The sequence below is a fragment of the Pradoshia sp. genome, from assembly GCF_051873915.1.
GTDB lineage: Bacteria > Bacillota > Bacilli > Bacillales > Pradoshiaceae > Pradoshia.
Genome location: NZ_JBJEFJ010000137.1, coordinates 1 through 24543 on the forward strand (window position 1 = coordinate 1; position 24543 = coordinate 24543).

Sequence of the window (24543 nt, forward strand, 5' to 3'; positions counted from 1 at the left end):
ATGATTTCGCATTCCTCTATCAGGCTCTATAGGACCAGTGAATATAAGAAAAAGGAGGGAATGATTCCCTCCTTTTTATCGCTTCAATCGCTTATTTCCAAATAGACTTTTTTGTCACTCTTGGATGCAGCAGTATATACTACCGTCCGAATAGCTTTCGCTACCCGCCCCTGTTTGCCAATAACCTTTCCCATATCTTGCTGATTAACAGAAAGCGTATAGATAATTTTCTTGGCTTGCTCATCCATTGATACGGTCACGTCATCCGGATGATCGACGAGAGGCTTTACGATTGTTTTAATAAGCTCTATCATAACGGACCTTTATATTACTTACCTTGTTTAGCGTTGTGGAATTTCTCCATGATGCCTTCTTTAGACAACAAGTTACGAACTGTGTCAGAAGGTTTAGCACCATTTTGAAGCCATTTCAAAGTTAGTTCCTCGTCGATTTTCACTTCAGCTGGGTTAGCAACTGGGTTGTAAGTTCCAACTGTTTCGATGAAACGACCGTCACGAGGGGAACGAGAATCTGCTACTACAATACGATAGAAAGGAGACTTTTTAGCTCCCATACGTTTTAAACGAATTTTTACTGCCATTGTTTTATTGCACCTCCGAATAGTATCACACAAGTAAGTATATTACCAAATCCATATACCCTTGTAAAGTCTTTTTTCTTAACACACAACTTTTTTACATAAATGGCAACTTAAAGCCGCCTTTTTTCTTGCCTTTTTGCTGCATTCCAGCCATCTGCTTCATCATTTTCTTCATTTCCTCAAATTGCTTGAGCAGCCTGTTGACCTCTTGAATCGGTCTTCCGCTTCCTCTCGCAATCCGTTTGCGCCTGCTGGCATTGATGATCTCAGGCTGGTCTTTCTCTTTTTGTGTCATTGATTGAATGATTGCCTCAACATGGGCAATTTGCTTATCATCAATGGACAGATTATTCATGCCCTTGATTTTGTTTGCACCTGGGAGCATCTTCAAGATATCATCCAACGGTCCCATTTTCTTAACCTGGCTCAACTGTTCAAGGAAATCATCTAATGTAAATGTCGCTGTACGCATTTTCTGTTCGAGTTCACGCGCTTTTGCTTCATCCACATCTGTTTGGGCCTTCTCAATGAGGGTAAGTACATCTCCCATGCCGAGAATTCGTGATGCCATGCGTTCTGGATGGAATGGCTCAAGCGCATCCATCTTTTCTCCCATACCAACGAATTTAATCGGCTTCTCCGCCACAGAGCGAATGGAAAGGGCTGCCCCTCCTCGTGTATCCCCGTCAAGCTTCGTTAAGATAACACCGGTAATATCCAGCTGATCATTAAAGCTTTTTGCCACATTGACCGCATCCTGCCCTGTCATCGCATCGACAACAAGGAAGATCTCATCCGGCTTCACGGCTTCTTTAATATCTGCCAGTTCTCCCATCAAATTCTCGTCAACATGCAAGCGTCCAGCCGTATCGACCAAGACGTAGTCGCAATGCTCTTCTTTCGCTTTTGCGACACCCTGCTTGGCAATTTCGACCGGGCTGACCTGGTCTCCCAATGAAAAGACAGGGAAACTCAGCTGCTTCCCAAGCGTTTCTAGCTGCTTAATTGCCGCCGGGCGATAAATATCCGCAGCGACAAGCATCGGCTTGCGATTATATTTCTTCCGAAGCAGATTAGCAAGCTTACCGGTAGTTGTTGTCTTTCCGGCACCTTGCAAACCAACCATTAAGATAACGGTCGGCGGTCGGTTGGATACAGCAATCTTGCTCTGCTCTCCACCCATTAATTCCGTCAATTCTTCCTTGACGACCTTGATAACCTGCTGACCTGGAGTCAAGCTCTTTAATACCTCTTGACCGATGGCCCTTTCATTGACACGCTTGATAAAATCCTTTACAACCTTAAAGTTAACATCAGCCTCAAGAAGTGCGAGCTTAACCTCACGCATCATTTCTTTTACATCAGCTTCTGTAACCTTTCCTTTGCCGCGGATCTTTTGAAGTGTGCCTTGCAGTCGGTCGGCTAAACCTTCAAATGCCATTCTGCCGCCTCCTAATCTAACTTTTCAAGAGATGCTATTATCTCAATCAGTTGTTGTTGAACATGTTTATCAGATAATCCATCCGCTAAATTGCCTAACTTATTGAGTAAAAGGCTGCGTTCCTGCGCTTTTTGAAAGAGCAGCAGCTTTGCCTCATATTCTTCAAGCATCGCTTCTGTTCGTTTAATATTATCATAAACGGCCTGGCGGCTCACCTCATATTCATCAGCAATCTCGCCAAGAGAATAATCGTCCAGATAATAAAGAGACATGTAACTTTTCTGCTTTGGTGTCAGCAATGATTGATAAAAGTCATATAGGTAGTTCATACGCATTGTTTTCTCGAGCATTACTGACCCTCCAACTGTGTTAAGTGAAATACCTTTACAAAAATTTATTCTAAAGGGAAAATCAAAGAATGTCAAGGACCCATCCTTAACAAAATAGCTGATTCATTAGGCTTTCTCCATCCCGCTCCACGGCCACATGCAAAAAAACCAGGAACCTCTCTAAAAGAATTCCTGGTCTGCCATTATATGCTTATTCTTCAGCTTTATCAACTAAGTCAGCAAATAAGCCGTATACAAATTGTTCAGCATCAAACTCCTGCAAATCATCCATCTGCTCGCCAAGCCCTACGAACTTAACAGGAATTCCAAGCTCATGACGAATGGCGATAACAATCCCGCCTTTAGCTGTTCCGTCAAGCTTCGTCAAGACGATGCCGCTTACGTCAGTCGCTTCCTTGAAGGTTTTTGTCTGCATAAGAGCGTTTTGCCCTGTTGTCGCATCAAGTACTAGCAGGACCTCATGAGGGGCGCCGGGAATCTCGCGTTCAATTACCTTTTTCACCTTCTCAAGCTCTTTCATCAAGTTGACCTTATTCTGAAGGCGGCCGGCTGTATCGCAAAGCAGGATATCCGCTTTTCTTGATTTAGCGGCTTGTACGGCATCATACATCACGGCAGCCGGGTCAGAGCCGGCTCCTTGCTTAATGACCTCTACGCCAACACGCTCTCCCCAAACCTCAAGCTGTTCAATTGCTCCCGCACGGAATGTATCTCCAGCAGCCAAGAGAACCTTCTTTCCTTCAGCCTTATATTTATGGGCAAGCTTGCCGATTGTCGTCGTTTTCCCAACCCCGTTCACGCCGACAAAGAGCACAACTGTCAAGGCATCCTCCTGGATATTCATCTCAGCTGAGCTTTCCTCACCAGATTCATAGATTTCAACGAGCTTTTCAGAGATAACGCTTTGTACTTCTTTTGTTTCTTTAATATTGCGGCGCTTCACTTCAAATTTCAGTTTATCAATGAGCTCCATGACTGTTTCCACACCGATATCGGCTTGGATCATGACATCTTCAAGCTCTTCAAAGAAGTCCTCATCTACTTCTCGATATCTGGCAACTAAATCATTGACCTTCTCAGAAAAGGAATTACGGGTCTTAGCCAAGCCTTGTTTAAACTTATCCGTTGTGGATGTCGTTTGCACGCTGAACTTATCTTTTAACTTCTTAAAAAAACTCATCGGTCTACCACCTTTATTTTGATTCAACCAATTCTCTCGTTTCCTCCAGCTTCACCGAAACAAGCCTTGATACGCCTGATTCCTGCATGGTTACGCCATAAAGGACGTCCGCTTCCTCCATCGTTCCCTTACGATGGGTGATGACGATAAATTGGGTTTCTTTACTGAACTTCTTCAAATACTGGCTGAAGCGATACACATTGGCTTCATCAAGCGCTGCTTCGACCTCATCAAGAATACAGAATGGAACAGGCCGCACACGCAAAATGGCAAATAGCAGGGCTATCGCTGTCAAAGCACGTTCTCCCCCAGATAGCAGGCTTAAGTTTTGAAGCTTCTTGCCTGGCGGCTGTGCAATAATATCGACACCTGTATTTAGAAGGTCTGCCGGGTCTGTCAATTTCAGCTCCGCTCTTCCCCCTCCAAATAATGACGGGAAGACGAAATTGAATTCCTTCTTAATGGCATTAAAGGTAATTTCAAAACGGCGCTTCATTTCCTCATCCATCTCATCGATTACGTCAAAGAGGGTATCCTTCGCTTCCTGGAGATCATCCTTTTGTGTAACAAGGAATTCATAGCGTTCGGACACACGCTCATACTCATCAATCGCCCCAAGGTTAACCGTTCCTAGTTCTTCGATGGCAAGACGGATTAGTTTCACCTTCCGTTTTGCTTCCTCAGCTTCAATGGTCAGCGGATACTTTTCTTTCGCCGCTTCAAAGGTGAGCATATACTCTTCCCTTAGAAGGTCAAGACGCGTGTCCATCTCGACATCAAGACGGTTCAGCTTGATTTCCTCATCACGCAGCGTCTCTGATAATCCCTTATATTGACGATTCCATTCCTTCAATAGATAATCCGTTTCTTCAATCTTATTGGCGAGCTCCTGCCGTTTCCCTTGAAGTTCTGCAATATCTTGAACGGTTTCTTCCTTCACCTTCAGTTTCTCAGCTGCCATTTCAACAAGATTGTTCTCACCTGTTGAACTGGAGGTCATTTCCCCATTTAACAGAGCCAAGTCTTCTTCGGCTTCTTTTACAGTCTGCTTCAGTGCTTCTATTTCATCCGTCAAACGGATTACTTCATTCTGCTGATGCTGAAGCTGCTCTGATTTGGATGCGAGGCGTACCTTAAGCTCATTCACCTCTTCGCTCAGCTCATCCTTATTTGATTGGTCGGTCTTTTTCTGCTCAGTAAACAGATTAATATCACGGTCAATCTCCATGATGGCTTGCTCAAGACGGCTCAGTTCCTGTTCGAGATCATGAATGCGGCCTTCTCGGTACGACTGTTCCTCATCTAAGGTAGACTTCTCCATATCATAGATGGTTAAGCGTTCATTCACGTTACGCTGCTCGCTTTGCCATTCACGAATTTGTCCCTTGATGACCTCCTCATTGACACGGAGGGTTTCCCCAGCCTCACGAAGACGGTTCAACTGCTTCTCTGAGGCCGCTACATCGTTTTTCAAGGCTTTTACATGTGCTTCAAGCTTGCTTGTTTGCTCTTCCATCTGGCCAAGCTTTTCTATGAGCTCTTCGATTTCTCCTTTTCTGGAGAGAATGGACGAGCCTGACTGTCTGCTCGCACCGCCTGTCATGGCACCGCCCGGACTGACGACATCCCCTTCAAGCGTCACAAGCCTGTATCGGTAGCCTGCCATTTTGGCAATCTCATTGGCTCCGACAAGGTCCTTTACAATGACGACATTACCAAGCAGGCTCATCATAATGTCCTTATAGCGGGAATCATAGTGGATAAGCTCCGCACCTACGCCAATAAATGCCGGGTGGGACGAAATAGCCTGGATGGTCTGCGCCGGTATATACTTGCCTTTAATGGTGGATAGCGGCAGGAAGGTAGCTCTTCCAAGCCTATTTTTCTTTAAGAAGCTGATTGCCTTACGTGCATGGCTCTCTTCTTCCATGACAATGTTTTGCAAAGCCCCGCCGAGTGCGGTTTCAATGGCAAGCGCATAATCCTTTGGCACTTGAATGAGTTCAGCCACGGCACCATGGACGCCCGGCAGCTGTTTATCCTTTGCCTTCAGGATTTCTTTGACTCCTTGGAAAAAGCCCGAGTAATCCTCTTCCATCTCTTCTAGCATTTCTTTTCTCGACTTTGCTTTTTGCAAGTATTGATAAGCTTGATAAAGCGTCTTCTCCTGCTTTTCATATTGACGCTTCAGGTTATCATGTGAGCGTTCCGTTTCCCGGTAACGATGGACTTGATTGTTCAAATCCTGCTGGACAGCTTTCAATCTAGCTTCTGCCTCATTCAAACGGGAGGTCACGCTTTCTCTTGCCTGTAAAAGCTTTTCATTATCCTGGTCGAGCTTCTCGTGTTTATTCGTTTGCTGCTCAACCTGCTGCTTCAAATACACCAGTTCATGCTTGGCTGCTGCCTGCTTATTCAAATATTCAATATAGTCGCTTTTCAGGGCATCAATCTTAGCCTCAAGATCACCGGCAAAATTTCTTAAAATGCTTTGCTTCTGATTAAGCTCTCTTTTTGCTGCTTCTGTTTCTTGCTTCAAGCAGGATAGAGCGTTAGATTTCTCCTCTTTACTCTGAATGAGAAGACTAATTTTCTCTTTAGAAGCGGAAAGTGTCCTCTCAAGCTGACTTTTATTCTGGCTCGCATTTTTCATGCGTTCCTTTAGAACTTGCTTTCTTCCTTCTACCTTCTCAAGCTCTTCACTGACATGCAAAAGGGCAGACTGTAGTTCTTGCAGTCTCGTATCAAGGGAAGCCAGCTTCTCTCGATTCCTCTCAACCTCCTGCTCTTTAGCCGAAATGCGTGAGCTGAAGTCAGCTTCATTGGCTTGATGACCTTCTAGCTGCTCTTTTAGGCTTGTCCACTTTCTATGAAGGTCTTCCACTTCATACACAAGCAGAGCCGCCTCGAATTCTTCAAGTTCCTCTTTCTTTTGAAGGTAATCGCGTGCAATGGAGGCCTGTATCTTTAATGGCTCCACCTGTCCTTCAAGCTCATGAAGGATATCCTGAACTCGGTTGAGATTTGCCCTAGTTTCCTCAAGCTTGGCCTCAGCCTTTTTCTTTCGTGTTTTATATTTCAGGACACCTGCGGCCTCTTCAAAGATGGTTCTTCTCTCCTCAGGCTTTGAGCTTAATATTTCTTCCACTTTCCCTTGGCTTATGATAGAGAATGCCTCTTTGCCAAGACCGGAATCCATGAAAAGATCAATAATATCCTTCAGCCGGCATGGCTGATTATTAATATAAAAGTCACTGTCACCGGAACGGGTTACCCTTCTTGTGACACTAACTTCATGAAAATCGATGGGAAGAAACTTGCTTTCATTATTTAAGGTTAGTGTAACTTCTGCAAAGTTCAGCGGCTTCCTGGAATCACTGCCGGCAAAAATAATATCCTCCATCTTCGCTCCTCGCAGCGATTTGGCTGATTGCTCGCCAAGAACCCAGCGAATAGAATCGGTGATATTGCTTTTCCCGCTTCCATTCGGACCCACTACAGCTGTCACACCAGAAACAAACTCTATTGAAATGCGTTCTGCAAACGACTTGAATCCTATTACATCTAATCGTTTCAAGAACAATTGATTATCTACTGTCATGGTATCCAACTGCCTTTTTTCCTCAGGATTTGCTGCTTTTACGCAAATGAATCAACGCTTGCTGAGCAGCATGCTGTTCTGCTTCTTTTTTTGATTTGCCTTTTCCCGTACCGAAATCCGTCCCATTGAGCGAAACCTTCGCCACGAATTCCCGGTTATGCGCAGGACCCTTTTCTTGCAGGATACGGTATTCTAATATACCCACTCCATCTTTTTGAACCAACTCCTGCAATTGGCTCTTATAATCCATCACATGAGAAAAAGCACCGTCATGAATCTTCGGATATACCCATTGTTTCAGAAACTCAATAACCGCTTCTAACCCTTGGTCAAGGTAGAGTGCACCGATGAATGCCTCAAAAACATCCGCAAGCAGTGCCGGCCGTTCCCGTCCGCCAGTCATTTCCTCGCCCTTACCGAGCAGGATCAGCGGACCAAAAGAAAGCTCTGTCGCAAACTTTACCAATGAAGGCTCACAAACAATAGCCGCTCTTAATTTCGTCAATTCCCCTTCACTCATCGTCCGGAAATTTTTGTACAGGAATTGAGATACCGTTAATTCTAGTACGGCATCACCCAAAAATTCAAGCCGTTCATTGTCTTCATATGGTTTACGACGATGCTCATTCACATAGGATGAATGCGTAAATGCTTGTTTCAGCAAGGAGATATCGGAAAATGTGAAACCGATTCTTTCCTGAAACACTTTAAAGTGATTGTCTGAATATGTTTTTTTTCTGTTTTTATGCATAGTGTCCCCCCGCTTAAATCCTTCTAAAAAAAGATTCCCACATTAAGTATATATAAATCCATACGTTTGGAAAAGGTACAAATTAGAATTTACTATATTCAAAAAGGATATACAAAGCCATCCACGAAAACTCATGCGGATTATCATACGAAAAGCCCCGCTATACTACGGGGCTTAAAGGGTGCTGATTAGCTTTGGCTTTTTATGTAGTTCACCGCGTCGCCAACAGTTGAAATTTTTTCAGCATCATCATCAGAGATTTCCATGCCGAATTCATCTTCAAGTTCCATCACCAATTCCACTACATCTAGTGAATCAGCGCCTAAATCATCTTTAAATGAAGCTTCAAGTGTTACTTCAGATTCTTCAACGCCAAGGCGGTCTACGATTATTTTCGTTACTCTTTCTAATACTTCAGCCACAACTTCACCTCCCTTCAAGTTGTCCAATCTATTGTACATGTGTTAACAAGTATATTCAATCCTTCAATTACTGCATGACCATCCCGCCATCAACATTCAGCGTCTGCCCTGTCATATAGGAAGCATCATCTGAAGCTAGGAAACCAACAAGCTTGGCCACATCCTCCGGTGCCCCGAACCTTCCAAGCGGGATTTGCCCGAGCATGTCTCCTGCAACACCTTCTGGAAGTGCTCCTGTCATATCCGTTTCTATGAACCCAGGTGCTACGGCATTGACGGTAATCCCTCTTGGAGCGAGTTCACGAGCCGTTGTTTTGGTCAGACCAATCACGCCAGCTTTGGCAGCAACATAGTTTGCCTGTCCGGCATTTCCTGCAAGTCCAACGACTGATGCGATATTGATAATCCTGCCGCTCCTCTGTTTCATCATCTGCCTTGTGACAGCTTTCGTACTCAAGAAAACTCCTTTTAGGTTCGTATTAATTACAGCATCCCAATCTTCTTCCTTCATGCGCATGAGCAGCGTGTCCCTTGTGATTCCAGCATTATTGACCAATATGTCAAGACGGCCGAACGTCTGGATGGTTTCTTGAACCATCTCAGTAACTCTTTTCGAATCAGCCACATCCCCTTGAATGGCTATGGCCTTCCCTCCAAGGCTCTCGATTTCCTTCACAACCTCTGCCGCTCGGTCGGCACTCCCCGCATAATTAACGGCCACATCAGCCCCTTGACGTGCGAGTTCAAGTGCAATAGCTTTTCCGATCCCTCTAGATGCACCTGTGACAAGCGCGGCTTTTCCGGATAAATTACTCATTCGCCTTTCCCCCCTTCAATTGTGCAATCACGTGATCACACGTCTCTAAATCCTTAATGGAGTATGTACGAGCCTTCCGGTTAATCTTCTTGATCAAGCCGGATAAGACGGTACCAGGTCCAAATTCCACAAAGGTATCTACACCTTCTCCAATCATGTATTCAACGGATTGCTGCCATTTGACCGGCGAATAGAGCTGATGAACTAGACTTGCTTTTATTTCCTCTGCGACAGCAGGCTTCGCTGTATAATTAGCCACAACCGGTGAGTCAGGCTCTGTCATTTGAATGCCTGAAAGAGCTTCTTCCAGCATTCTTGCCGCCGGCTTCATGAGCGAAGAGTGAAACGGTCCGCTGACAACAAGCGGCATGGACCGTTTGGCTCCTCTTTCCTTGGCGAGCTCTGAGGCAAGCCTTACTCCTTCAGCAGTACCGGATATGACAATTTGTCCCGGGCTGTTTATATTGGCGAGCTGAACTGGATGTCCGCCTTCAGTAACGGAGCCGACGACATCTGCAAGCATATTCTCGTCCGCTCCGAGGATGGCGCTCATTGCACCCTCCCCCTTCGGAACGGCTTCTTCCATATACAAACCTCGGCGGCGGACGAGTTTAACCGCATCCTCAAACGACATGGCTCCCATTGCCGTATAAGCCGTATATTCACCAAGGCTGTGTCCTGCAGCATAATCAGGTTTCATGCCCCCTCTTTCCAGAAAGGTCTGATAAAGCGCCATGCTCGTTGTTAATAAAGCAGGCTGGGCATTTTGCGTCAAAGTCAGTGTCTCCTTCTCCCCATTAAAGATCAGGTTTGTGAACCCCGGTTCTAAGCATTCATCCGCCTTATCAAATAAGGCCTTTGCTGAACGTACCTGTTCATACACATCCTGTCCCATACCAATAACCTGTGAACCCTGGCCCGGAAAAACAAAAGCAAGTTTTGTCATCATATCCTCCTTTATGCTTGGTTAATAGTCTCGTGAATCGTTTCAGTCACGCGGTGCTCCACCATAATTCTCGCTTGACGGATAGCATTATAGAAGGCATTGGCATCTGATGATCCGTGTGCTTTGATAACAGGCGCCTTCAGGCCGAACAACCCTGCTCCGCCATATTCGGAGTAGTCCATTTGATTCTTCAGTTCCTTCAATGCAGGTTTGAGGACAGCTGCAGCAAGCTTACTCTTTAAATCTGCTGTCATAGCTTCCTTCATCATCTTGAAGAGTGCCCCTGCTGTTCCCTCGGTTGTTTTCAACACCATATTTCCGGTGAATCCATCCGTTACGACAACATCAGCTGCACCATTTAATAATTCACGCGCCTCTACATTCCCGATGAAATTGAAATCAGCCTCTTTCAACAAAGCAAACGCTGCCTTCGTTAATTCATTGCCCTTCTTGTCTTCTGTACCGATATTTAATAATCCTACTCGCGGCTTTTCAATATTGCGTACTTTTTCTGCATAGACTGAACCCATTAATCCGTATTGATAGAGGTGCTCCGGCTTAGCATCCGCATTAGCTCCGACATCAAGAAGGACAAAGCCTTTCCCGTCAACAGTCGGCAATGTCGGGCTCAAGGCCGGACGATCGATTCCATCAATGCGCCCAACAACAAATAATCCAGCTGCCATCAGGGCTCCTGTGTTGCCCGCAGAAATACAGGCATCTGCCTTTTTGTCTTTTACGGCTTGCGCTGCAAGAACCATTGAGGCATTCTTCTTTCTTCTTACGGCTCTTACCGGCTCATCATCTCCGGTTATGACCTCTTCAGTATGTATAATCGTTATCCGTTCTGTGACGGTTTGATATTTCTTGATTTCAGCTTCATTGCCGATCAGCAAAATTTCTAAATCCGGGAACGCTTGTATAGCCTTTTCTGCTCCCTTAACCGATTCCTTCGGTCCGTGATCTCCACCCATAGCATCCAATGCAATAATCATGTTCTATTCATCCTTTTTTGTCATAGTAGCTCGATACATATTAAACTCGCCTTTAAAGACGAGGGTTGTTCCAACATAGCTTCGGACCGCAACCTGCGATCTCCCCTTTTCTTTATCCACATCCATTACACGTGCCTTTGCAATAACGCGGTCTCCTTCATGAACCGGCTGAGTGAACTGAATATTTGCCTTTGCCGTCAATGCCAATTCATCATTTGTGACAGCGACTGCAAGGGAATTAGCCTGTGCGAATAGATGATGCCCCCGTGCGATGCCATTTCGTTTAAAGACATGCTCTGAGCGGATATCCAACAAAGAGATGGCACTGTGGTCCATTTCAATATCAATAATCTCGCCGATGATTTCTTCAACCGGCAATGATTTAATGTCATCAGTCATTTTCTTTTCCGCCATTGTTTTTATTCTCTCCCTAAGTTCAGGAATTGATAATTCAAGGCGGTCTAATCGAATGGTCTGGATACTGACCTCAAGCTTGTCAGCCAATTCCTCATCTGTAATAAAAGGATTTGTCTCAATCATTTCTGTCAGCAAGACTTGGCGGTCTTTTTTATTACGTCTCAAGATGATTCACCTTCCGATTTATTTATGACTAGGTACTAATAGTAGTATATAATCTAAAAAAACAGATTGCAAGAGTTACCTGATAACTCCGGCGCAATCTGTTTAGTCAATCTAGTTTTTCTCCCTCGAGAATACCTGATGCATTCAAGTATTCTCTTAAATAGATATATTCATCCGACTCCCAGAACTCCGTGGAATTGACTAATTCATCTGCATCCTTGCGCGCTGTCTCCAATGCCCTGTAATCATGAACCATATCAGCCATCTTAAATTCAGGAAGGCCGCTTTGCTTGCTTCCAAAGAAATCACCAGGACCCCTTAGTTCAAGATCCTTCTCACTCAACACGAATCCATCTGCCGTCTCACACATGGCATTCAGCCGTTCCACACCTACTTCTGTTTTCGGGTCTGCAATCAAAACACAATAGGATTGTTCAGCTCCGCGCCCGACCCGTCCTCTCAGCTGATGCAGCTGTGATAATCCAAATCGTTCGGCATCATAAATGACCATTACACTTGCATTCGGCACATTCACACCAACTTCAACGACTGTAGTAGAGACAAGGATTTGAATCTCATTCTTTCCAAATCCCCGCATCACCTCATCCTTCTCATCAGCCGGCAGCTTGCCATGCATGAGTCCGACTGTATATTTCGGCGTGAAATATTGAGTCATGGCTGCATGGACATCAAGTACATTTTGAAGATCAAGCTTTTCCGATTCCTCAATCAGCGGGCAAATGACATACGCCTGTCTTCCTTTAGCTAATTCCTTCTCCATGAATTGAAGAATCCGCCCTAGCATGGAATGCTTTGCCCAATACGTTTCAATCGTTTTCCTTCCAGAAGGGAGCTGATCGATAATAGATACATCCATCTCTCCAAAGGCTGTGATAGCAAGCGTGCGGGGAATTGGAGTGGCTGTCATAAATAAGACATCCGGACTTTCGCCCTTGTCACGGAGGATTCGGCGCTGGCTTACACCAAACCGATGCTGCTCATCCGTAATGACCAATCCCAAATCCTTGAAGTTTACATCCTTTTGAATTAACGCATGAGTCCCTATCAAAATATCAATCTCACCCTGTGCCAGCAGGTCCATCATTTCCTTGCGGCGTTTCCCCTTCACACTTGATGTGAGCAAAGCAACCTCGACTCCAAACGGTGTCAGCAAATCATACAGCGAGTTTGCATGCTGCTCCGCTAGGATCTCTGTCGGTACCATTAAGGCACCCTGGCTGCCTGCCGTAACGGCCGCATATAGGAGAATGGCAGCGACAACCGTTTTACCTGAGCCAACATCTCCTTGGAGGAGACGATTCATGCGGTAGGGAGACCTTATATCAGCAAGAATTTCATTCACGACCTTCTTCTGAGCATCAGTCAGCTCAAATGGCAAGGAGGCAATAAAATCCTTGACTTTCTCATTATTGAAGGCATGCACCTTCCCATTTGAGCTTTCGCGGTTCACCTTTCTAAGCGCCTGCATTTTCAGCTGGAATAACAAGAACTCCTCATAGACAAAACGGCGATGTGCCTGCTTCACTTCCATGCTGTCTTTTGGGAAATGCAAATACCTCATTGCCACACTTCGCGGCGGAAGCTTATATTCCGTCAAATAACGCTCCGGCAAAATTTCTGGGATATCTGCATAATAATCGGCATAGGCCTGTTTGATCCACTTGCGGAGCATTTTGACCGATAAATCGCCTCTCGTATGATAAACAGGCTCAAATTCATGGGTACGAGCAACTGCATTCAGCTTGTACTCCGACGCAGTCAGCGTCAGCCTGTTCTTATCCCATTTTCCAGTAACAGTAATGGATTCATTTAATACCAGCTTGTTCTTGATATAAGGCTGATTGAAGAAGATAACGGTTATGAGATGGCGGCCGGTCAAAAGCTTGAAGGTCAGCCTTGATTTTTTCCGGCCGAAATAAGATACATTCGGAGCTGATTGGATAATTCCCTCAATGGTAATTCGCTCATCATGAGCAGCTTCAACGATATCCTTGACGCGATAATCCTCATAACGGTATGGGAAATAGTTCAAAAGATCATCCACTGTATGAATTCCAATGGACTCTAACAGCATCCTTGATTCATTTCCCACTCCTTTTACTTCTTCAACCGACAGCTGTGCTAACGGGTTCATTTCTTCTCCAGCGATATCCCGAATATTTTTGCTTCCAGCTCGCGTCCGGTTGGAGTAGCAGCCAAACCGCCCTGAGCAGTCTCTCTAAGTGCAACCGGCATCGTCTGACCAATTTTGTACATCGCGTCAATTACCTCATCACATGGAATCCTGCTCTTAATGCCTGCAAGGGCCATATCAGCTGCAACCATCGCATTGGCTGCTCCCATTGCGTTCCGTTTAACACAAGGTACCTCGACAAGACCTGCTACCGGATCACAAACAAGACCCAGCATGTTTTTCAGCGTGATTGCCATCGCCTCAGCACATTGGGATGGTGTACCTCCGGCAAGCTCCACAATTGCCGCAGCGGCCATACCAGAGGCAGAGCCTACTTCAGCCTGGCATCCGCCGGCAGCTCCTGAAATGGAGGCATTATTGGCTACGACAAATCCAAATGCTCCTGATGTGAAAAGAAATTCAATCATTTCCTGTCTCGTGGGGTTCAGCTTCTCTTTAACGGCAAATAAGGTACCTGGCACGACACCGGCAGACCCTGCTGTCGGGGTTGCACAAATTGTCCCCATCGCTGCATTTACCTCATTGGTCGCGACCGCCTTGCTGACTCCATCCAGCAATACTTCGCCGGAAAGGCTTTTCCCCTTCTTAATATATTCTTGAAGCAGCACCGCGTCCCCTCCGGTTAATCCTGAATGGGATTTAACTCCTTTAAGGCCTCTTTCGATGGCTTCTTCCATGACAGTGAGGTTGCGGTCCATAAATTGGATGACTTCCTCGCGCGATCTGCCTGTCACATCCATTTCCTGCTGAATCATCACTTCAGCTATTTTCACTTGTCTCGTTTCGGCTAATTCAACCAGCTCAGCTACATTGCGAAACATCCATTACCCTCCCTTTAATCAGCTATTTTCGTTACTCTTGTAATATGGTCTAGTTGAGTGATTTCATCCAATATGTCCTGCCCGATATTTTGGTCCACTTCAATCGTCATCAAGGCTGTGCTTCCAACCTCTTTTCTGGATACTTCCATATGGCCAATATTAATCTGATGACGTGCCAACACATTGGAAACACTGGCAATGGCGCCAAATTTATCATCATGGACAACGAGGATGGCCGGATGATGGCCGGAGAGACGCAGCTCGAAGCCGTTTAATTCGAGGATTTCTATTTTCCCGCCGCCGATGGAGATTCCCACCAGTTCCATTTCTCCTTCACTATCACCCATGCGAATTCTTGCCGTGTTCGGATGATCTGTAATGGCCTCTTCTTCAATAAATGTCACTTTCAGATTTTCTTTCTTGGCAATTTCCAATGCCTGTGGCAGGCGGGGATCTGAGGTGTCAAAATCAAGCAATCCGGCAATGATGGCCACATCTGTCCCATGTCCCTTATAGGTCTTGGCAAATGATCCATACAGGGAAACAACCGCCCAGTCAGGCTGGCGATTGAATAGACTGCGTGCAACTCGGCCGATACGGGCAGCTCCTGCTGTATGCGAGCTTGAGGGACCGATCATGACAGGACCGATAATATCAAAGACACTTTTATATTTCATGTGTGTATCCTCTCCTCCTACGATATCCGATAAATATCTTAAATATCTGTACATAATGAAATAGAAGGGGCGAGACCCCTTCTATTCTCTTTTCCACATTATGCTCTTTTTATTCAGCCGCAAAAATATAGGAATAAAGCGGTTGTTTACCATTATGGACCTCTACTTCAAGATCCGGGTATTCTTCGCCGCAGTAATCAACAAGGGCATCAACTTCATCCTCGGAAGTTTCCTCACCATATAGAATCGTTAAAATCTCAGCGTCATCCAGCATCGTGCTTAGAACTTCTTTTGCCGCCTCGACTCGATCCTTATTTTTGACTTTAATCTTGCCGTCGATCAGACCCATGTAATCGTCTTTCTCAATTTCAAGGCCTTCAATGCTTGTGTCACGAACAGCAAATGTAATTTGTCCAGTCACGACATTTTGCAGAGCTTCGTTCATCAATTCCTCATTCTCTTGTGCAGCTGCAGAAGGGTTGAAGGAAAGAAGAGCTGTTAATCCTTGAGGGATTGTTTTACTTGGAATCACTGTTACAGCCTTCTCGCTCACATCAGAGGCTTGGTTAGCCGCCATAATGATATTTTTGTTGTTCGGAAGGATATAGATGTGGTCCGCATTGATTGATTCAACCGCTTTAACGATATCCTCTGTAGACGGGTTCATTGTTTGACCGCCTTCGATGACAATATCAGCGCCGATGCTTCGGAACAGGTCAGCGATTCCTTCTCCCATGGCGATGGCAACAACGCCGAATGGTTTCTTTTCTGTTTGCGCAGGAACTGTATTCTCACGTAATTGGTTATCTGTTTCATTCAAAATCGTGGAATGCTGTTCACGCATATTTTCAACCTTGATTTTGATCAAGCTGCCGTATTTTTGCCCATAATTCAAGCAATTTCCAGGATTCTCAGCATGGATATGAACCTTTACAATGTCATCATCTGAGATAACAAGCAAGGAATCTCCAAACTGGCTTAAATCCTGACGGAATTTTTCTTCATTGAATGGGTTTTCTGCAATCTTCTCCGGCTCAAAGCGAACCATAAACTCTGTGCAGTAGCCGAACTCAATGTCTTCGGTTTTCATATGGCCTTGAACGCTCATATGATGCTCAGCCTTGACAAGCTCGTCCATTTTCGGCTTGCTATCTGGTGTTTCAGCTAATTTCTCACCTCTTAGCTCTGCTAAGAAACCTTCATACACAAATACAAGTCCTTGCCCGCCGCTGTCAACAACGCCAACTTCCTTAAGAACCGGCAATAGATCAGGCGTACGCTTCAAGGAAGCCTTCGCTTCTGCAAGAACTGCCTCCATAACAGCTGTAATGCTTTCTTCCTTCTCAGCAGCTGTCATACCAGCTTTAGCTGCATCTTTTGCAACCGTAAGAATGGTACCTTCAACAGGCTTCATAACCGCTTTATAAGCTGTTTCTACCCCAGCTTCGAACGCTTGTGCAAAATCTTTGCTGTTAATCGTCGCTTTCGCTTCAATGTTCTTTGCAAATCCGCGGAACAACTGGGACAAGATAACGCCGGAGTTGCCTCGCGCACCCATTAGAAGACCCTTCGCCAGGGAAGATCCTACTTTTCCGATATGATCTTGCACATTATTTCTAACTTCATTCGCTCCAGAAGTCATCGACAAGTTCATATTCGTCCCTGTATCTCCGTCCGGTACAGGGAAGACATTCAACGCATCAACTAATTTTGCGTTGGCAGAAAGCCTGTTTGCTCCCTGTATGACCATTTCGGCGAATCTTTTGCCGTCAATAGATGTTATAACCACTAAAATTTCCTCCTTAAATTACGGATTCGTCACACGAACCCCTTGAACAAAAATATTAACGGATTCAACCGATAGTCCTACAGTTTGATTCAACGTATATTTCACTTTAGATTGTACGTTGTGAGCAATCTCTGAGATTTTTGTTCCATAGCTCACGATGATATACATATCAATGTGTATTTCATCTTCCTCTTGTCTGACCACAACTCCCTTGGAGAAGTTTTCTTTACGAAGAATTTCGCTAAGTCCGTCTTTAATTTGGTTCTTTGATGCCATGCCAACAATACCGTAGCAGTCAACCGCTGCACCGCCTGCAATGATTGCCACTACATCATTCGAAATATCTATTTGTCCGAATTTGGTGCTCATTTCAATGGACATACTAATTCCCCCTTTAGGTTAACCATAGCTAAAAACATTTTACTATAATCACTTTTGAATGGAAAGTCTTTATCCTATTTCAATTAATCAAAGTTAAAATCTTATGTCAAGGCTTTTTTCTTGAAAGACCGTCCCAATTGTATTGCAATCTCTCAGGAGGTGTGTTAAATTATTAAGGTATCTTTTGAAGAGACCGACTAAAAGAACTCATTAACATAAGCACGTAAGGAGGGAATTTGGCTATGGCACGCAAATGTGTTATCACTGGTAGAAAAACAACTTCCGGAAACCACCGTTCTCACGCTATGAACGCTAACAAACGTACATGGAAAGCGAACGTTCAAAAAGTACGTATTCTTGTAAACGGAAAACCGAAAAAAGTATACGTTTCTGCAAGAGCGCTTAAATCTGGCAAAGTTGAACGCGTTTAATCAAGCGAAACAAAGCATCCTGTCAAGGCAGGATGCTTTTTCATTTTTCCCCTATTCACCAAATTAACCCTCTTAAGGAACAAAACTTTCTCATAAAAAAACACCCTCATGAAAATGACGGGTGCGAAACAGTGTATAAATTCCGAAGGCCGGCAGGCAAAAAAGCCCGCCATCCCTTATCCTTTCTTGAATGCTCCTAACATAGCCTTGACAATCCCGCCTAAAAAGCGGGGCAATTTAATCGTATAAAATTTCATTCTGTCCCTCCTTAATGCTAGCCTGAAACTGATCCTTTTCCTGGTTCATCCTGCATTAATGGCTTATCTATAAATGCTATTAGCCTATCTAGAGCATATTAATCTGTGCTTCTTATCATCATTAATATGCCGGAGGTAAACGAAAAAGTACCGGTAGGGGAATTTAATTGATTGCTGATTGACCGTGTTCTGCCCCGGATTAATGTATCATTTGTCAAAGGATACAAAAAGCCGGTAAGTGTCATGCCGGATATTTCTTTACTAATAGGCAGGAAGGATACATAACGCTTCTCTTGTTCGTGAATCGTATAAACCCCAGGCTCATAAAAGGAGATCTCATTCTGATTGTCCACAAGCTCTGTCTTTACCGGCTGCTTCAGGTGTTCCTCGCTTGCAAGAAGCATCATATTAGCCATGGCATGATCCATCCTTCCGCCTGTAGCTCCATAAATGGTTATCTTGTCTGGGTTTAACCCATAAGCCCATTCAACAGCAAGCTCAAGATCACTCTCATCCTTTTTTGCCGGGTATGGATAGACTTCCTTGGCAAATTGACGGATTGTGTCCATTTCCTCCTCCGTAACGGAATCAAAATCACCAAAGGCTGCTTCCATCTCAATGCCCCTCTCAGCAAGTACCAAAGCACCTCTGTCGGCTCCGCACCAGAGCTGCCTATCCTCCATGGCTGCGATTGCTTTCAGGTCAGGCAGCCCCTCCTCTGGTCCTCCTGCGACAATTCGAATATTCACATCAATTCCTCCTTCTGAAGAAAAAGGATGATCCGGCATAAGCCAAACGGCCCAATCGGATCACCCTTTCATCGGTGATTTTTCACTCTATCTTCCTTATATCTTCGCCTTATCCGCGAATATCGGCAATTGCCTGTTTTCGGTCTGCTTTGTTATAGATAGCCGAACCTGCCACAAGCACGGTTGCCCCGCGTTCGACACATTGTCTTGCCGTCTCAGGATTAACACCGCCGTCAATCTCAATCTCAACAGCCAATCCCTTCTCATCAATCATGCTGCGGACTTGTTCGATCTTATCGAGCACTGATGGAATGAAGGCTTGTCCTCCAAAGCCTGGATTGACAGTCATGAGAAGGACCATATCAAGCTCTTCCAGCACATATTCCAGCACAGAAGCCGGTGTTGCAGGATTCAGCACCACACCAGCTTTCACGCCGAATGACTTGATCAACTGAATGGTCCGGTGCAAATGTGTGCAGGCCTCTGCATGAACGGTAATATAATCAGCACCCGCTTTTGCAAAAGCTTCAATATATTGATCTGGATTATCAATCATTAAATGGACATCAAGAGTGAGCTTCGTAATCGGACGGATCGCTTCAACAATTAACGGACCAATCGTGATATTCGGAACAAAATGCCCGTCCATAACATCAATATGAATCCAATCAGCCCCGCCGCGTTCAACATCCTTGATTTCTTCTCCTAATTTAGAAAAGTCAGCTGATAAAATGGATGGTGCAATCTTTACCATAATTAATACCTCGGCTTTCTATCTTTAATTTCCTCTAGGAACTGCAGATAATGGTCATATCGATAGGACTCTATCTCACCGGATTCAACAGCTTCCTTCACCGCACATTTCGGTTCCTTCACATGCATGCATCCCCTGAACTTGCATTCTGCACTCTTTTCTCTTATCTCAGGGAAGCAATCACTAAGCTCAACCGCATCAATATCGGTGAATTCTAGAGAACTGAATCCCGGTGTATCGGCAATCAAGCCGTCTCCAATATTGATTAATTCAACATGCCTTGTCGTGTGTCTGCCTCTTCCTAAATGCGAAGAAATTTCGTTTGTCTTTAAATTCAACTCCGGATCAAGAGCGTTCAATAAAGAGGATTTTCCTACACCCGATTGGCCGGCAAAAACGGATGTTTTTCCGTGGATAAACGGCATTAGGTCTGCAACGCCTGTTTCCTCATTGGAAGAGGTAAGAATCACCTTATAGCCGATATTCCGGTAATGCTCTGCATATCCCTCAATCTGAGTTAATCCAGCTTCATCCAACAAATCTACCTTGCTGATGCATATAATTGGCGCAATGGCCTTTGATTCAACCAGCACAAGAAAGCGGTCAAGCAATCCAGGGCTGAATTCGGGCTCTACGGCAGAAAAGACAAGAATGGCTTGATCAATATTGGCGATAGGGGGACGGACTAGCTCATTCTTCCGTTCCTTAATTTCCATGATATAGCCATCTGTCGGGTTTTCTGCTTGAAAATCAACGATATCACCAACTAAAGGAGATACCTTCTTCTTTCTGAAAACACCGCGTCCTCTGCACTGGATGATCTGGTTACCATCCATAACATAATAAAAGCCGCTTAATGCTTTAATGATTTTGCCTTCAGGCATATATTCACTCCTTTATTCAATCATTTCCGGAATAATTGATGACGCCTTCGTCATACACACTGTTATCCTTAATGATTTTATACCCCGCTCGTCCCTTGTACGGAATCCTGAAATGCAAGGTTTTCTTAACCGTTTCCGTTATTTCGAATGTCTCTACGGGTTCTGTCATCGTATTATCAAGGTCCTCAATTAAGATGGTCACTGTCTGAGGTGTTCCTTCAAGTTCTTCATCATACGTAATGGTTACTTCCTTCGTCTCCTCCTGCGGCGGGATTTCTTCCGCTCCTTTAGAGAGAACAACATTCACCTCGGAACCCACCTCAAGAGCAGTTCCTGCTGCTGGAGATTGAGAAATAACCTGGCCTGCAGGAACGGAATCGCTGTATTGTTCCTCAGCGAACGTGATTCTTAGACCTGTATCTGCGGCATAATCATCCAATGCCTTCTTCGTATAGTCCGTTAAGTCTTTCAAATTCACCTTGGCTGGTCCATTGGATACTGTCAGCGTCAAAACCGTCTCTGATGGAATAACACTCTCTCCCTTGCCAGGCTCCTGCTCTAGAACCGTTCCAACCTCAGATTCATCATTCACTTTATTAATAACGATATCTTTATAGCCGAAGTTTTCCAGCAGGTTTTCAATGTCCTCATAATCACGCCCAATGTAATTCAGCACTTCAACCTTCTTTTTCCCAATGCTGTAGTATACATCGACAGATGAGCCTTCCTTCACGATGCTGCCTGCTTCTGGCTCCGTTTTAATCACATTGCCGTCTTCGATTTCATCATCCTCTCTCTCGATGACTTCACCAATTTCAAGGCCTGATGCTCCCAAAGCGGAAAGGGCCTTGTCCAGTTGAGTATCTGAAACATCCGGGACCTCTACATCCTTCGCAGCCAGAATTCCGGGCAGGAATAGGACGGCCAAAACAGCCAAGACAACCATAATACCAAAGATAATGGCCGTAATCTTTACCCAGCTTCGTTTCTTCTTCGGCTTTTTCTCTTTATCTGCCTTCTTATTCTTTTTTTCTTTTTTGTCCTTCTTGGTCTTCTTGCCGTCACTGCTCTTTTTTGATGATGCACCCGATGCGACTGTATCATCCTGTTCAGCTATAACCTTCGTCTCATCCTGATTCTGGAACAGTTCATCATTCGTGATAATTGGAATGGCTTTCGTGACATCATCATCTTCCGGTATGACAAACTTGCTTTCATTCAGCCTTTCCGGGTTGAGAGCCGTATTCAAATCCTCTGCCATTTCCTCCACACTTGCATAACGGTGGAAGGAATCTTTAGCCGTTGCTTTCAAGACGATATTCTCTACACTTTGAGGAATAGCTGGGTTCCACCTTCTTGGTGACGGTGTCTCGGACTGCAAATGCTTTAAAGCAATGGAAACAGCCGACTCTCCCGAGAAAGGCAGCCTGCCTGTCAGCAGCTCGAACATGACGATCCCAAGGGAGTAGATGTCAGACTTTTTGTTTGCCATCCCGCCCCTCGCTTGTTCTGGGGAAAGATAATGGACAGAGCCCAACACAGAGTTTGTTTGAGTAATAGATGTCGCACTCAGCGCCATCGCAATGCCAAAATCCGTTATTTTCACATTATCCTCATGATCGATCAAAACATTATGAGGCTTGATATCTCTATGTACAATGTGATTTTGGTGCGCAAGCGCTAAAGCGGACGTAATTTGTTTCATAATGTCGAGTGCTTTCTCTACAGGTATCGGAGAAAAAGCCTGGATGTATTGCTTAAGCGTCATGCCATCAACATATTCCATCACGATATAATAAATACCGTCCTCTTCACCGACATCATAAATACTGACAATATTCGGGTGAGTCAGACTGGTTGCCGATTGTGCCTCACGGTGAAACCGCTTGATGAATTCCTCATCATTAGAGAAATCCATCCGGAGAACCTTCAATGCCACATCACGGTCAAGAATCATATCTCTCGCCAGATATACATTCGCCATGCCGCCGCCGCCAATCATGCGGATGATCTTATAACGGCCGCTGATTCTTTTCCCTATCAACATTCAACTCACCCTCTTTCACTTTCAAAGTTGTGAAGAAGGATTGCTAGAGTGATATTATCTTCTCCCCCATTATCATTCGCCCTTTGAATAAACGTATCTGCCATCTCATCAAGCGATTGGCCGCTCATAAGGATATCCCGTATTTCTGCTTCTGATAATTTATCAGAAAGGCCGTCCGAACATAGGAGGAGTAAATCCCCTTCCTCAAACACAATCGTCCGGACATCTACCTCCACAGTTGCTTCTGTACCTAGTGCTCTGAGGATGACATTCTTTCTTGGATGATGCTCGGCGTCTTCTTTGGATATTTGACCGGAACGCACTAATTCATTAACTAAAGAATGGTCTTCCGTAACTTGTTTAAACCCATCTTCATTAAACAAATAACATCGAGAATCACCCACATTAACAATTGTTGCACTCCGCTCGGTGCAAAGTACCGCAACAATGGTCGTTCCCATTCCTTCACATTCCTCATGTGTCTGAGAATGGCGGTGAAGCTCACGATTAGCGATTTGAATTTGGTCTTGTAAAAATGATTCGATGGAAGCAGGCGCTTCATCAAGGTCCGTTTTCTCCCACGCTTCCTTCAAGATAGAAACAGTCATCTCGCTTGCGACATCTCCTGCTCGATGACCGCCCATCCCATCAGCAATGATGGCAAAAGCCATATAAGAGGGTTCTTCTCGAAAGAAGATCCCTCCTTGGTCCTCATTATGCACTCTAACCTTTCCCCGGTCAGTCCTAAAAACAGCCTTCATCCCTTCACCTCGTCTCTTCTTTCCTTTCCTTCGCACGCAGCTGTCCGCATGCCGCATCAATATCATGCCCTTGTTCTCTTCTTGTCGTTACGTTCACACCATGCTTTTTAAGCGTATCTTCAAATAGTTTAATTTGCTCTTTCGGGGTACGTACATAGTCTCTCTCCGGCACATAGTTGACCGGAATTAAGTTTACGTGGCATTTCAATCCCTTAATTAAGGCAGCCAATTCCTCCGCATGCTCAACCTGATCATTCTCCCCGCCGAATAAACCATACTCAAACGTGATACGCCGGCCTGTTTTATCCACATAATACTTAACAGCCTCCATCAGCTGAGGAAGCTTATAAGCCCGGTTAATTGGCATTAATTTGCTTCGCAGCTCCGTATTCGGCGCATGAAGGGAAATAGCAAAGTTAATCTGAAGCTTCTCATCGGCGAACTTATAGATCTTCGGTACAATTCCGCTCGTTGACACCGTAATATGACGGGCACCGATATTCAACCCTTTATCATGATTGATAATGCGCAGGAAGGACATCATATTATCGTAATTATCGAACGGCTCGCCAATACCCATGATAACGACGGAGCTGACGCGCTCACCAAGCTCATCAAGCGCTTGCTGTACTTTTACGACCTGTGCGACGATTTCTCCTGCCTCAAGATTTCGTTTCAGCCCGCCTAATGTGGATGCACAGAACGTACAGCCAATCCGGCAGCCAACCTGAGTGGTAACACAGACTGAATTACCGTAATCATGTCTCATTAGAACCGTTTCAATGGAGTAGCCATCATGCAGCTCAAATAAGAATTTGATCGTGCCATCCTTGGATGTTTGCTGAATAAGCGTGTTTAAGGTTGTTAAGGTAAAGGATTCCGCCAATTTGGTGCGAAGACCCTTTGAAAGATTCGTCATATCCTCAAAGGAGGATACTCTCTTCTCATATAGCCATTCATATATTTGTGATGCTCGAAATGCCTTTTCGCCATTTTGTTCGAGCCATTCTTTTAGTTCATCTAGCTGCAAGGAGTAGATTGACGGCTTTTCATCCTGCTTCTTTACTGCCTTCACTTTTGATTGTTCCATT

The 24543-nt window shown here is 44.8% G+C and carries 25 protein-coding genes; 1 reads left to right on the plus strand and 24 read right to left on the minus strand.

Annotated elements, in window-relative coordinates:
• Window positions 1-83: 83 nt before the first annotated feature.
• The 17 genes from ACI35L_RS12505 to ACI35L_RS12585 all read right to left on the minus strand — a co-directional run bounded on the left by ACI35L_RS12505 (window position 84) and on the right by ACI35L_RS12585 (window position 17569).
• Entirely contained in the window at window positions 84-314 is a 231-nt protein-coding gene (locus ACI35L_RS12505; RefSeq protein WP_049671448.1) for a KH domain-containing protein, read from the minus strand.
• Window positions 315-328: 14 nt separating this feature from the next.
• Window positions 329-601 carry a 30S ribosomal protein S16 gene (gene rpsP / locus ACI35L_RS12510; protein ID WP_049671449.1) on the minus strand — a complete coding sequence of 91 codons (273 nt, stop codon included), beginning with the start codon at window positions 599-601 and terminating at the stop codon, window positions 329-331.
• Between the two features lie 94 nt (window positions 602-695).
• Window positions 696-2042: a signal recognition particle protein gene (gene ffh / locus ACI35L_RS12515; RefSeq protein WP_049671450.1), complete on the minus strand. Its 1347-nt coding sequence runs from the start codon at window positions 2040-2042 to the stop codon at window positions 696-698.
• Between the two features lie 11 nt (window positions 2043-2053).
• Window positions 2054-2392 carry a putative DNA-binding protein gene (locus ACI35L_RS12520; protein ID WP_049671451.1) on the minus strand — a complete coding sequence of 113 codons (339 nt, stop codon included), beginning with the start codon at window positions 2390-2392 and terminating at the stop codon, window positions 2054-2056.
• A gap of 190 nt (window positions 2393-2582) precedes the next feature.
• Window positions 2583-3572 carry a signal recognition particle-docking protein FtsY gene (ftsY, locus tag ACI35L_RS12525; protein WP_049671452.1) on the minus strand — a complete coding sequence of 330 codons (990 nt, stop codon included), beginning with the start codon at window positions 3570-3572 and terminating at the stop codon, window positions 2583-2585.
• 13 nt (window positions 3573-3585) lie between these two features.
• Entirely contained in the window at window positions 3586-7155 is a 3570-nt protein-coding gene (gene smc, locus ACI35L_RS12530) for a chromosome segregation protein SMC (RefSeq protein WP_439803033.1), read from the minus strand.
• A gap of 40 nt (window positions 7156-7195) precedes the next feature.
• Window positions 7196-7924, minus strand: a complete 729-nt coding sequence (gene rnc / locus ACI35L_RS12535; RefSeq protein ID WP_049671453.1) for a ribonuclease III — start codon at window positions 7922-7924, stop codon at window positions 7196-7198.
• 188 nt (window positions 7925-8112) lie between these two features.
• Complete coding sequence (locus ACI35L_RS12540; protein WP_049671454.1) at window positions 8113-8346, minus strand: acyl carrier protein; 234 nt, start codon at window positions 8344-8346, stop codon at window positions 8113-8115.
• Between the two features lie 67 nt (window positions 8347-8413).
• Window positions 8414-9163 carry a 3-oxoacyl-[acyl-carrier-protein] reductase gene (gene fabG / locus ACI35L_RS12545; RefSeq protein ID WP_049671455.1) on the minus strand — a complete coding sequence of 250 codons (750 nt, stop codon included), beginning with the start codon at window positions 9161-9163 and terminating at the stop codon, window positions 8414-8416.
• Window positions 9156-10109: an ACP S-malonyltransferase gene (gene fabD / locus ACI35L_RS12550; protein WP_049671456.1), complete on the minus strand. Its 954-nt coding sequence runs from the start codon at window positions 10107-10109 to the stop codon at window positions 9156-9158. Before fabD ends, fabG begins: the two co-directional genes overlap by 8 nt.
• Before the next feature lie 11 nt (window positions 10110-10120).
• Window positions 10121-11104, minus strand: coding sequence for a phosphate acyltransferase PlsX (gene plsX / locus ACI35L_RS12555; RefSeq protein WP_049671457.1), 984 nt, complete (start codon window positions 11102-11104; stop codon window positions 10121-10123).
• A 3-nt stretch (window positions 11105-11107) separates the two neighbouring features.
• The gene (fapR, locus tag ACI35L_RS12560) at window positions 11108-11686 is read right to left on the minus strand and encodes a transcription factor FapR (protein ID WP_049671458.1); all 579 of its coding nucleotides are present in this window, start codon (window positions 11684-11686) and stop codon (window positions 11108-11110) included.
• Between the two features lie 106 nt (window positions 11687-11792).
• Window positions 11793-13841: an ATP-dependent DNA helicase RecG gene (gene recG / locus ACI35L_RS12565; RefSeq protein WP_049671459.1), complete on the minus strand. Its 2049-nt coding sequence runs from the start codon at window positions 13839-13841 to the stop codon at window positions 11793-11795.
• Entirely contained in the window at window positions 13838-14722 is an 885-nt protein-coding gene (gene sdaAA, locus ACI35L_RS12570; protein WP_049671460.1) for an L-serine ammonia-lyase, iron-sulfur-dependent, subunit alpha, read from the minus strand. The genes recG and sdaAA overlap by 4 nt, the downstream gene beginning before the upstream one ends.
• 14 nt (window positions 14723-14736) lie before the next feature.
• The gene (gene sdaAB / locus ACI35L_RS12575) at window positions 14737-15399 is read right to left on the minus strand and encodes an L-serine ammonia-lyase, iron-sulfur-dependent subunit beta (protein WP_049671461.1); all 663 of its coding nucleotides are present in this window, start codon (window positions 15397-15399) and stop codon (window positions 14737-14739) included.
• Between the two features lie 109 nt (window positions 15400-15508).
• Window positions 15509-17188, minus strand: coding sequence for a DAK2 domain-containing protein (locus tag ACI35L_RS12580; protein ID WP_049671462.1), 1680 nt, complete (start codon window positions 17186-17188; stop codon window positions 15509-15511).
• An 18-nt stretch (window positions 17189-17206) separates the two neighbouring features.
• Complete coding sequence (locus ACI35L_RS12585) at window positions 17207-17569, minus strand: Asp23/Gls24 family envelope stress response protein (protein WP_049671463.1); 363 nt, start codon at window positions 17567-17569, stop codon at window positions 17207-17209.
• A 242-nt stretch (window positions 17570-17811) separates the two neighbouring features.
• Here ACI35L_RS12585 and rpmB point away from each other — a divergent pair, with 242 nt between their 5' ends.
• Window positions 17812-18000, plus strand: a complete 189-nt coding sequence (gene rpmB / locus ACI35L_RS12590) for a 50S ribosomal protein L28 (RefSeq protein WP_049671464.1) — start codon at window positions 17812-17814, stop codon at window positions 17998-18000.
• A 176-nt stretch (window positions 18001-18176) separates the two neighbouring features.
• Here rpmB and spoVM read toward each other — a convergent pair whose 3' ends face one another.
• The 7 genes from spoVM to rlmN form a co-directional block, all read right to left on the minus strand.
• Window positions 18177-18257: a stage V sporulation protein SpoVM gene (gene spoVM / locus ACI35L_RS12595; protein WP_049671465.1), complete on the minus strand. Its 81-nt coding sequence runs from the start codon at window positions 18255-18257 to the stop codon at window positions 18177-18179.
• Between the two features lie 98 nt (window positions 18258-18355).
• Window positions 18356-19006: a thiamine diphosphokinase gene (locus ACI35L_RS12600; RefSeq protein ID WP_439803026.1), complete on the minus strand. Its 651-nt coding sequence runs from the start codon at window positions 19004-19006 to the stop codon at window positions 18356-18358.
• Between the two features lie 109 nt (window positions 19007-19115).
• Window positions 19116-19760 carry a ribulose-phosphate 3-epimerase gene (rpe, locus tag ACI35L_RS12605; RefSeq protein WP_439803027.1) on the minus strand — a complete coding sequence of 215 codons (645 nt, stop codon included), beginning with the start codon at window positions 19758-19760 and terminating at the stop codon, window positions 19116-19118.
• 2 nt (window positions 19761-19762) lie between these two features.
• Complete coding sequence (rsgA, locus tag ACI35L_RS12610; RefSeq protein WP_049671467.1) at window positions 19763-20644, minus strand: ribosome small subunit-dependent GTPase A; 882 nt, start codon at window positions 20642-20644, stop codon at window positions 19763-19765.
• Between the two features lie 16 nt (window positions 20645-20660).
• Entirely contained in the window at window positions 20661-22691 is a 2031-nt protein-coding gene (gene pknB, locus ACI35L_RS12615) for a Stk1 family PASTA domain-containing Ser/Thr kinase (protein WP_049671468.1), read from the minus strand.
• A 5-nt stretch (window positions 22692-22696) separates the two neighbouring features.
• On the minus strand, window positions 22697-23452 hold the full coding sequence (locus ACI35L_RS12620) for a Stp1/IreP family PP2C-type Ser/Thr phosphatase (RefSeq protein ID WP_049671469.1): 756 nt from the start codon (window positions 23450-23452) through the stop codon (window positions 22697-22699).
• 4 nt (window positions 23453-23456) lie between these two features.
• Complete coding sequence (rlmN, locus tag ACI35L_RS12625) at window positions 23457-24542, minus strand: 23S rRNA (adenine(2503)-C(2))-methyltransferase RlmN (protein WP_439803028.1); 1086 nt, start codon at window positions 24540-24542, stop codon at window positions 23457-23459.
• Window position 24543 lies beyond the last annotated feature (1 nt).

Bases quoted from the DNA above. Each gene is read 5' to 3' on its own strand.
- sdaAB (WP_049671461.1), bottom strand. From the start codon at position 15,399: ATGAAATATAAAAGTGTCTTTGATATTATCGGTCCTGTCATGATCGGT.
- ACI35L_RS12520 (WP_049671451.1), bottom strand. From the start codon at position 2,392: ATGCTCGAGAAAACAATGCGTATGAACTACCTATATGACTTTTATCAA.
- rlmN (WP_439803028.1), bottom strand. From the start codon at position 24,542: ATGGAACAATCAAAAGTGAAGGCAGTAAAGAAGCAGGATGAAAAGCCG.
- ACI35L_RS12620 (WP_049671469.1), bottom strand. From the start codon at position 23,452: ATGAAGGCTGTTTTTAGGACTGACCGGGGAAAGGTTAGAGTGCATAAT.
- fabG (WP_049671455.1), bottom strand. From the start codon at position 9,163: ATGAGTAATTTATCCGGAAAAGCCGCGCTTGTCACAGGTGCATCTAGA.
- rpmB (WP_049671464.1), top strand. From the start codon at position 17,812: ATGGCACGCAAATGTGTTATCACTGGTAGAAAAACAACTTCCGGAAAC.
- ACI35L_RS12585 (WP_049671463.1), bottom strand. From the start codon at position 17,569: ATGTCCATTGAAATGAGCACCAAATTCGGACAAATAGATATTTCGAAT.
- spoVM (WP_049671465.1), bottom strand. From the start codon at position 18,257: ATGAAATTTTATACGATTAAATTGCCCCGCTTTTTAGGCGGGATTGTC.
- ftsY (WP_049671452.1), bottom strand. From the start codon at position 3,572: ATGAGTTTTTTTAAGAAGTTAAAAGATAAGTTCAGCGTGCAAACGACA.
- rpsP (WP_049671449.1), bottom strand. From the start codon at position 601: ATGGCAGTAAAAATTCGTTTAAAACGTATGGGAGCTAAAAAGTCTCCT.
- rpe (WP_439803027.1), bottom strand. From the start codon at position 19,760: ATGGTAAAGATTGCACCATCCATTTTATCAGCTGACTTTTCTAAATTA.
- ffh (WP_049671450.1), bottom strand. From the start codon at position 2,042: ATGGCATTTGAAGGTTTAGCCGACCGACTGCAAGGCACACTTCAAAAG.
- sdaAA (WP_049671460.1), bottom strand. From the start codon at position 14,722: ATGTTTCGCAATGTAGCTGAGCTGGTTGAATTAGCCGAAACGAGACAA.
- pknB (WP_049671468.1), bottom strand. From the start codon at position 22,691: ATGTTGATAGGGAAAAGAATCAGCGGCCGTTATAAGATCATCCGCATG.
- plsX (WP_049671457.1), bottom strand. From the start codon at position 11,104: ATGATTATTGCATTGGATGCTATGGGTGGAGATCACGGACCGAAGGAA.
- recG (WP_049671459.1), bottom strand. From the start codon at position 13,841: ATGAACCCGTTAGCACAGCTGTCGGTTGAAGAAGTAAAAGGAGTGGGA.
- rnc (WP_049671453.1), bottom strand. From the start codon at position 7,924: ATGCATAAAAACAGAAAAAAAACATATTCAGACAATCACTTTAAAGTG.
- ACI35L_RS12505 (WP_049671448.1), bottom strand. From the start codon at position 314: ATGATAGAGCTTATTAAAACAATCGTAAAGCCTCTCGTCGATCATCCG.
- rsgA (WP_049671467.1), bottom strand. From the start codon at position 20,644: ATGCCTGAAGGCAAAATCATTAAAGCATTAAGCGGCTTTTATTATGTT.
- fabD (WP_049671456.1), bottom strand. From the start codon at position 10,109: ATGACAAAACTTGCTTTTGTTTTTCCGGGCCAGGGTTCACAGGTTATT.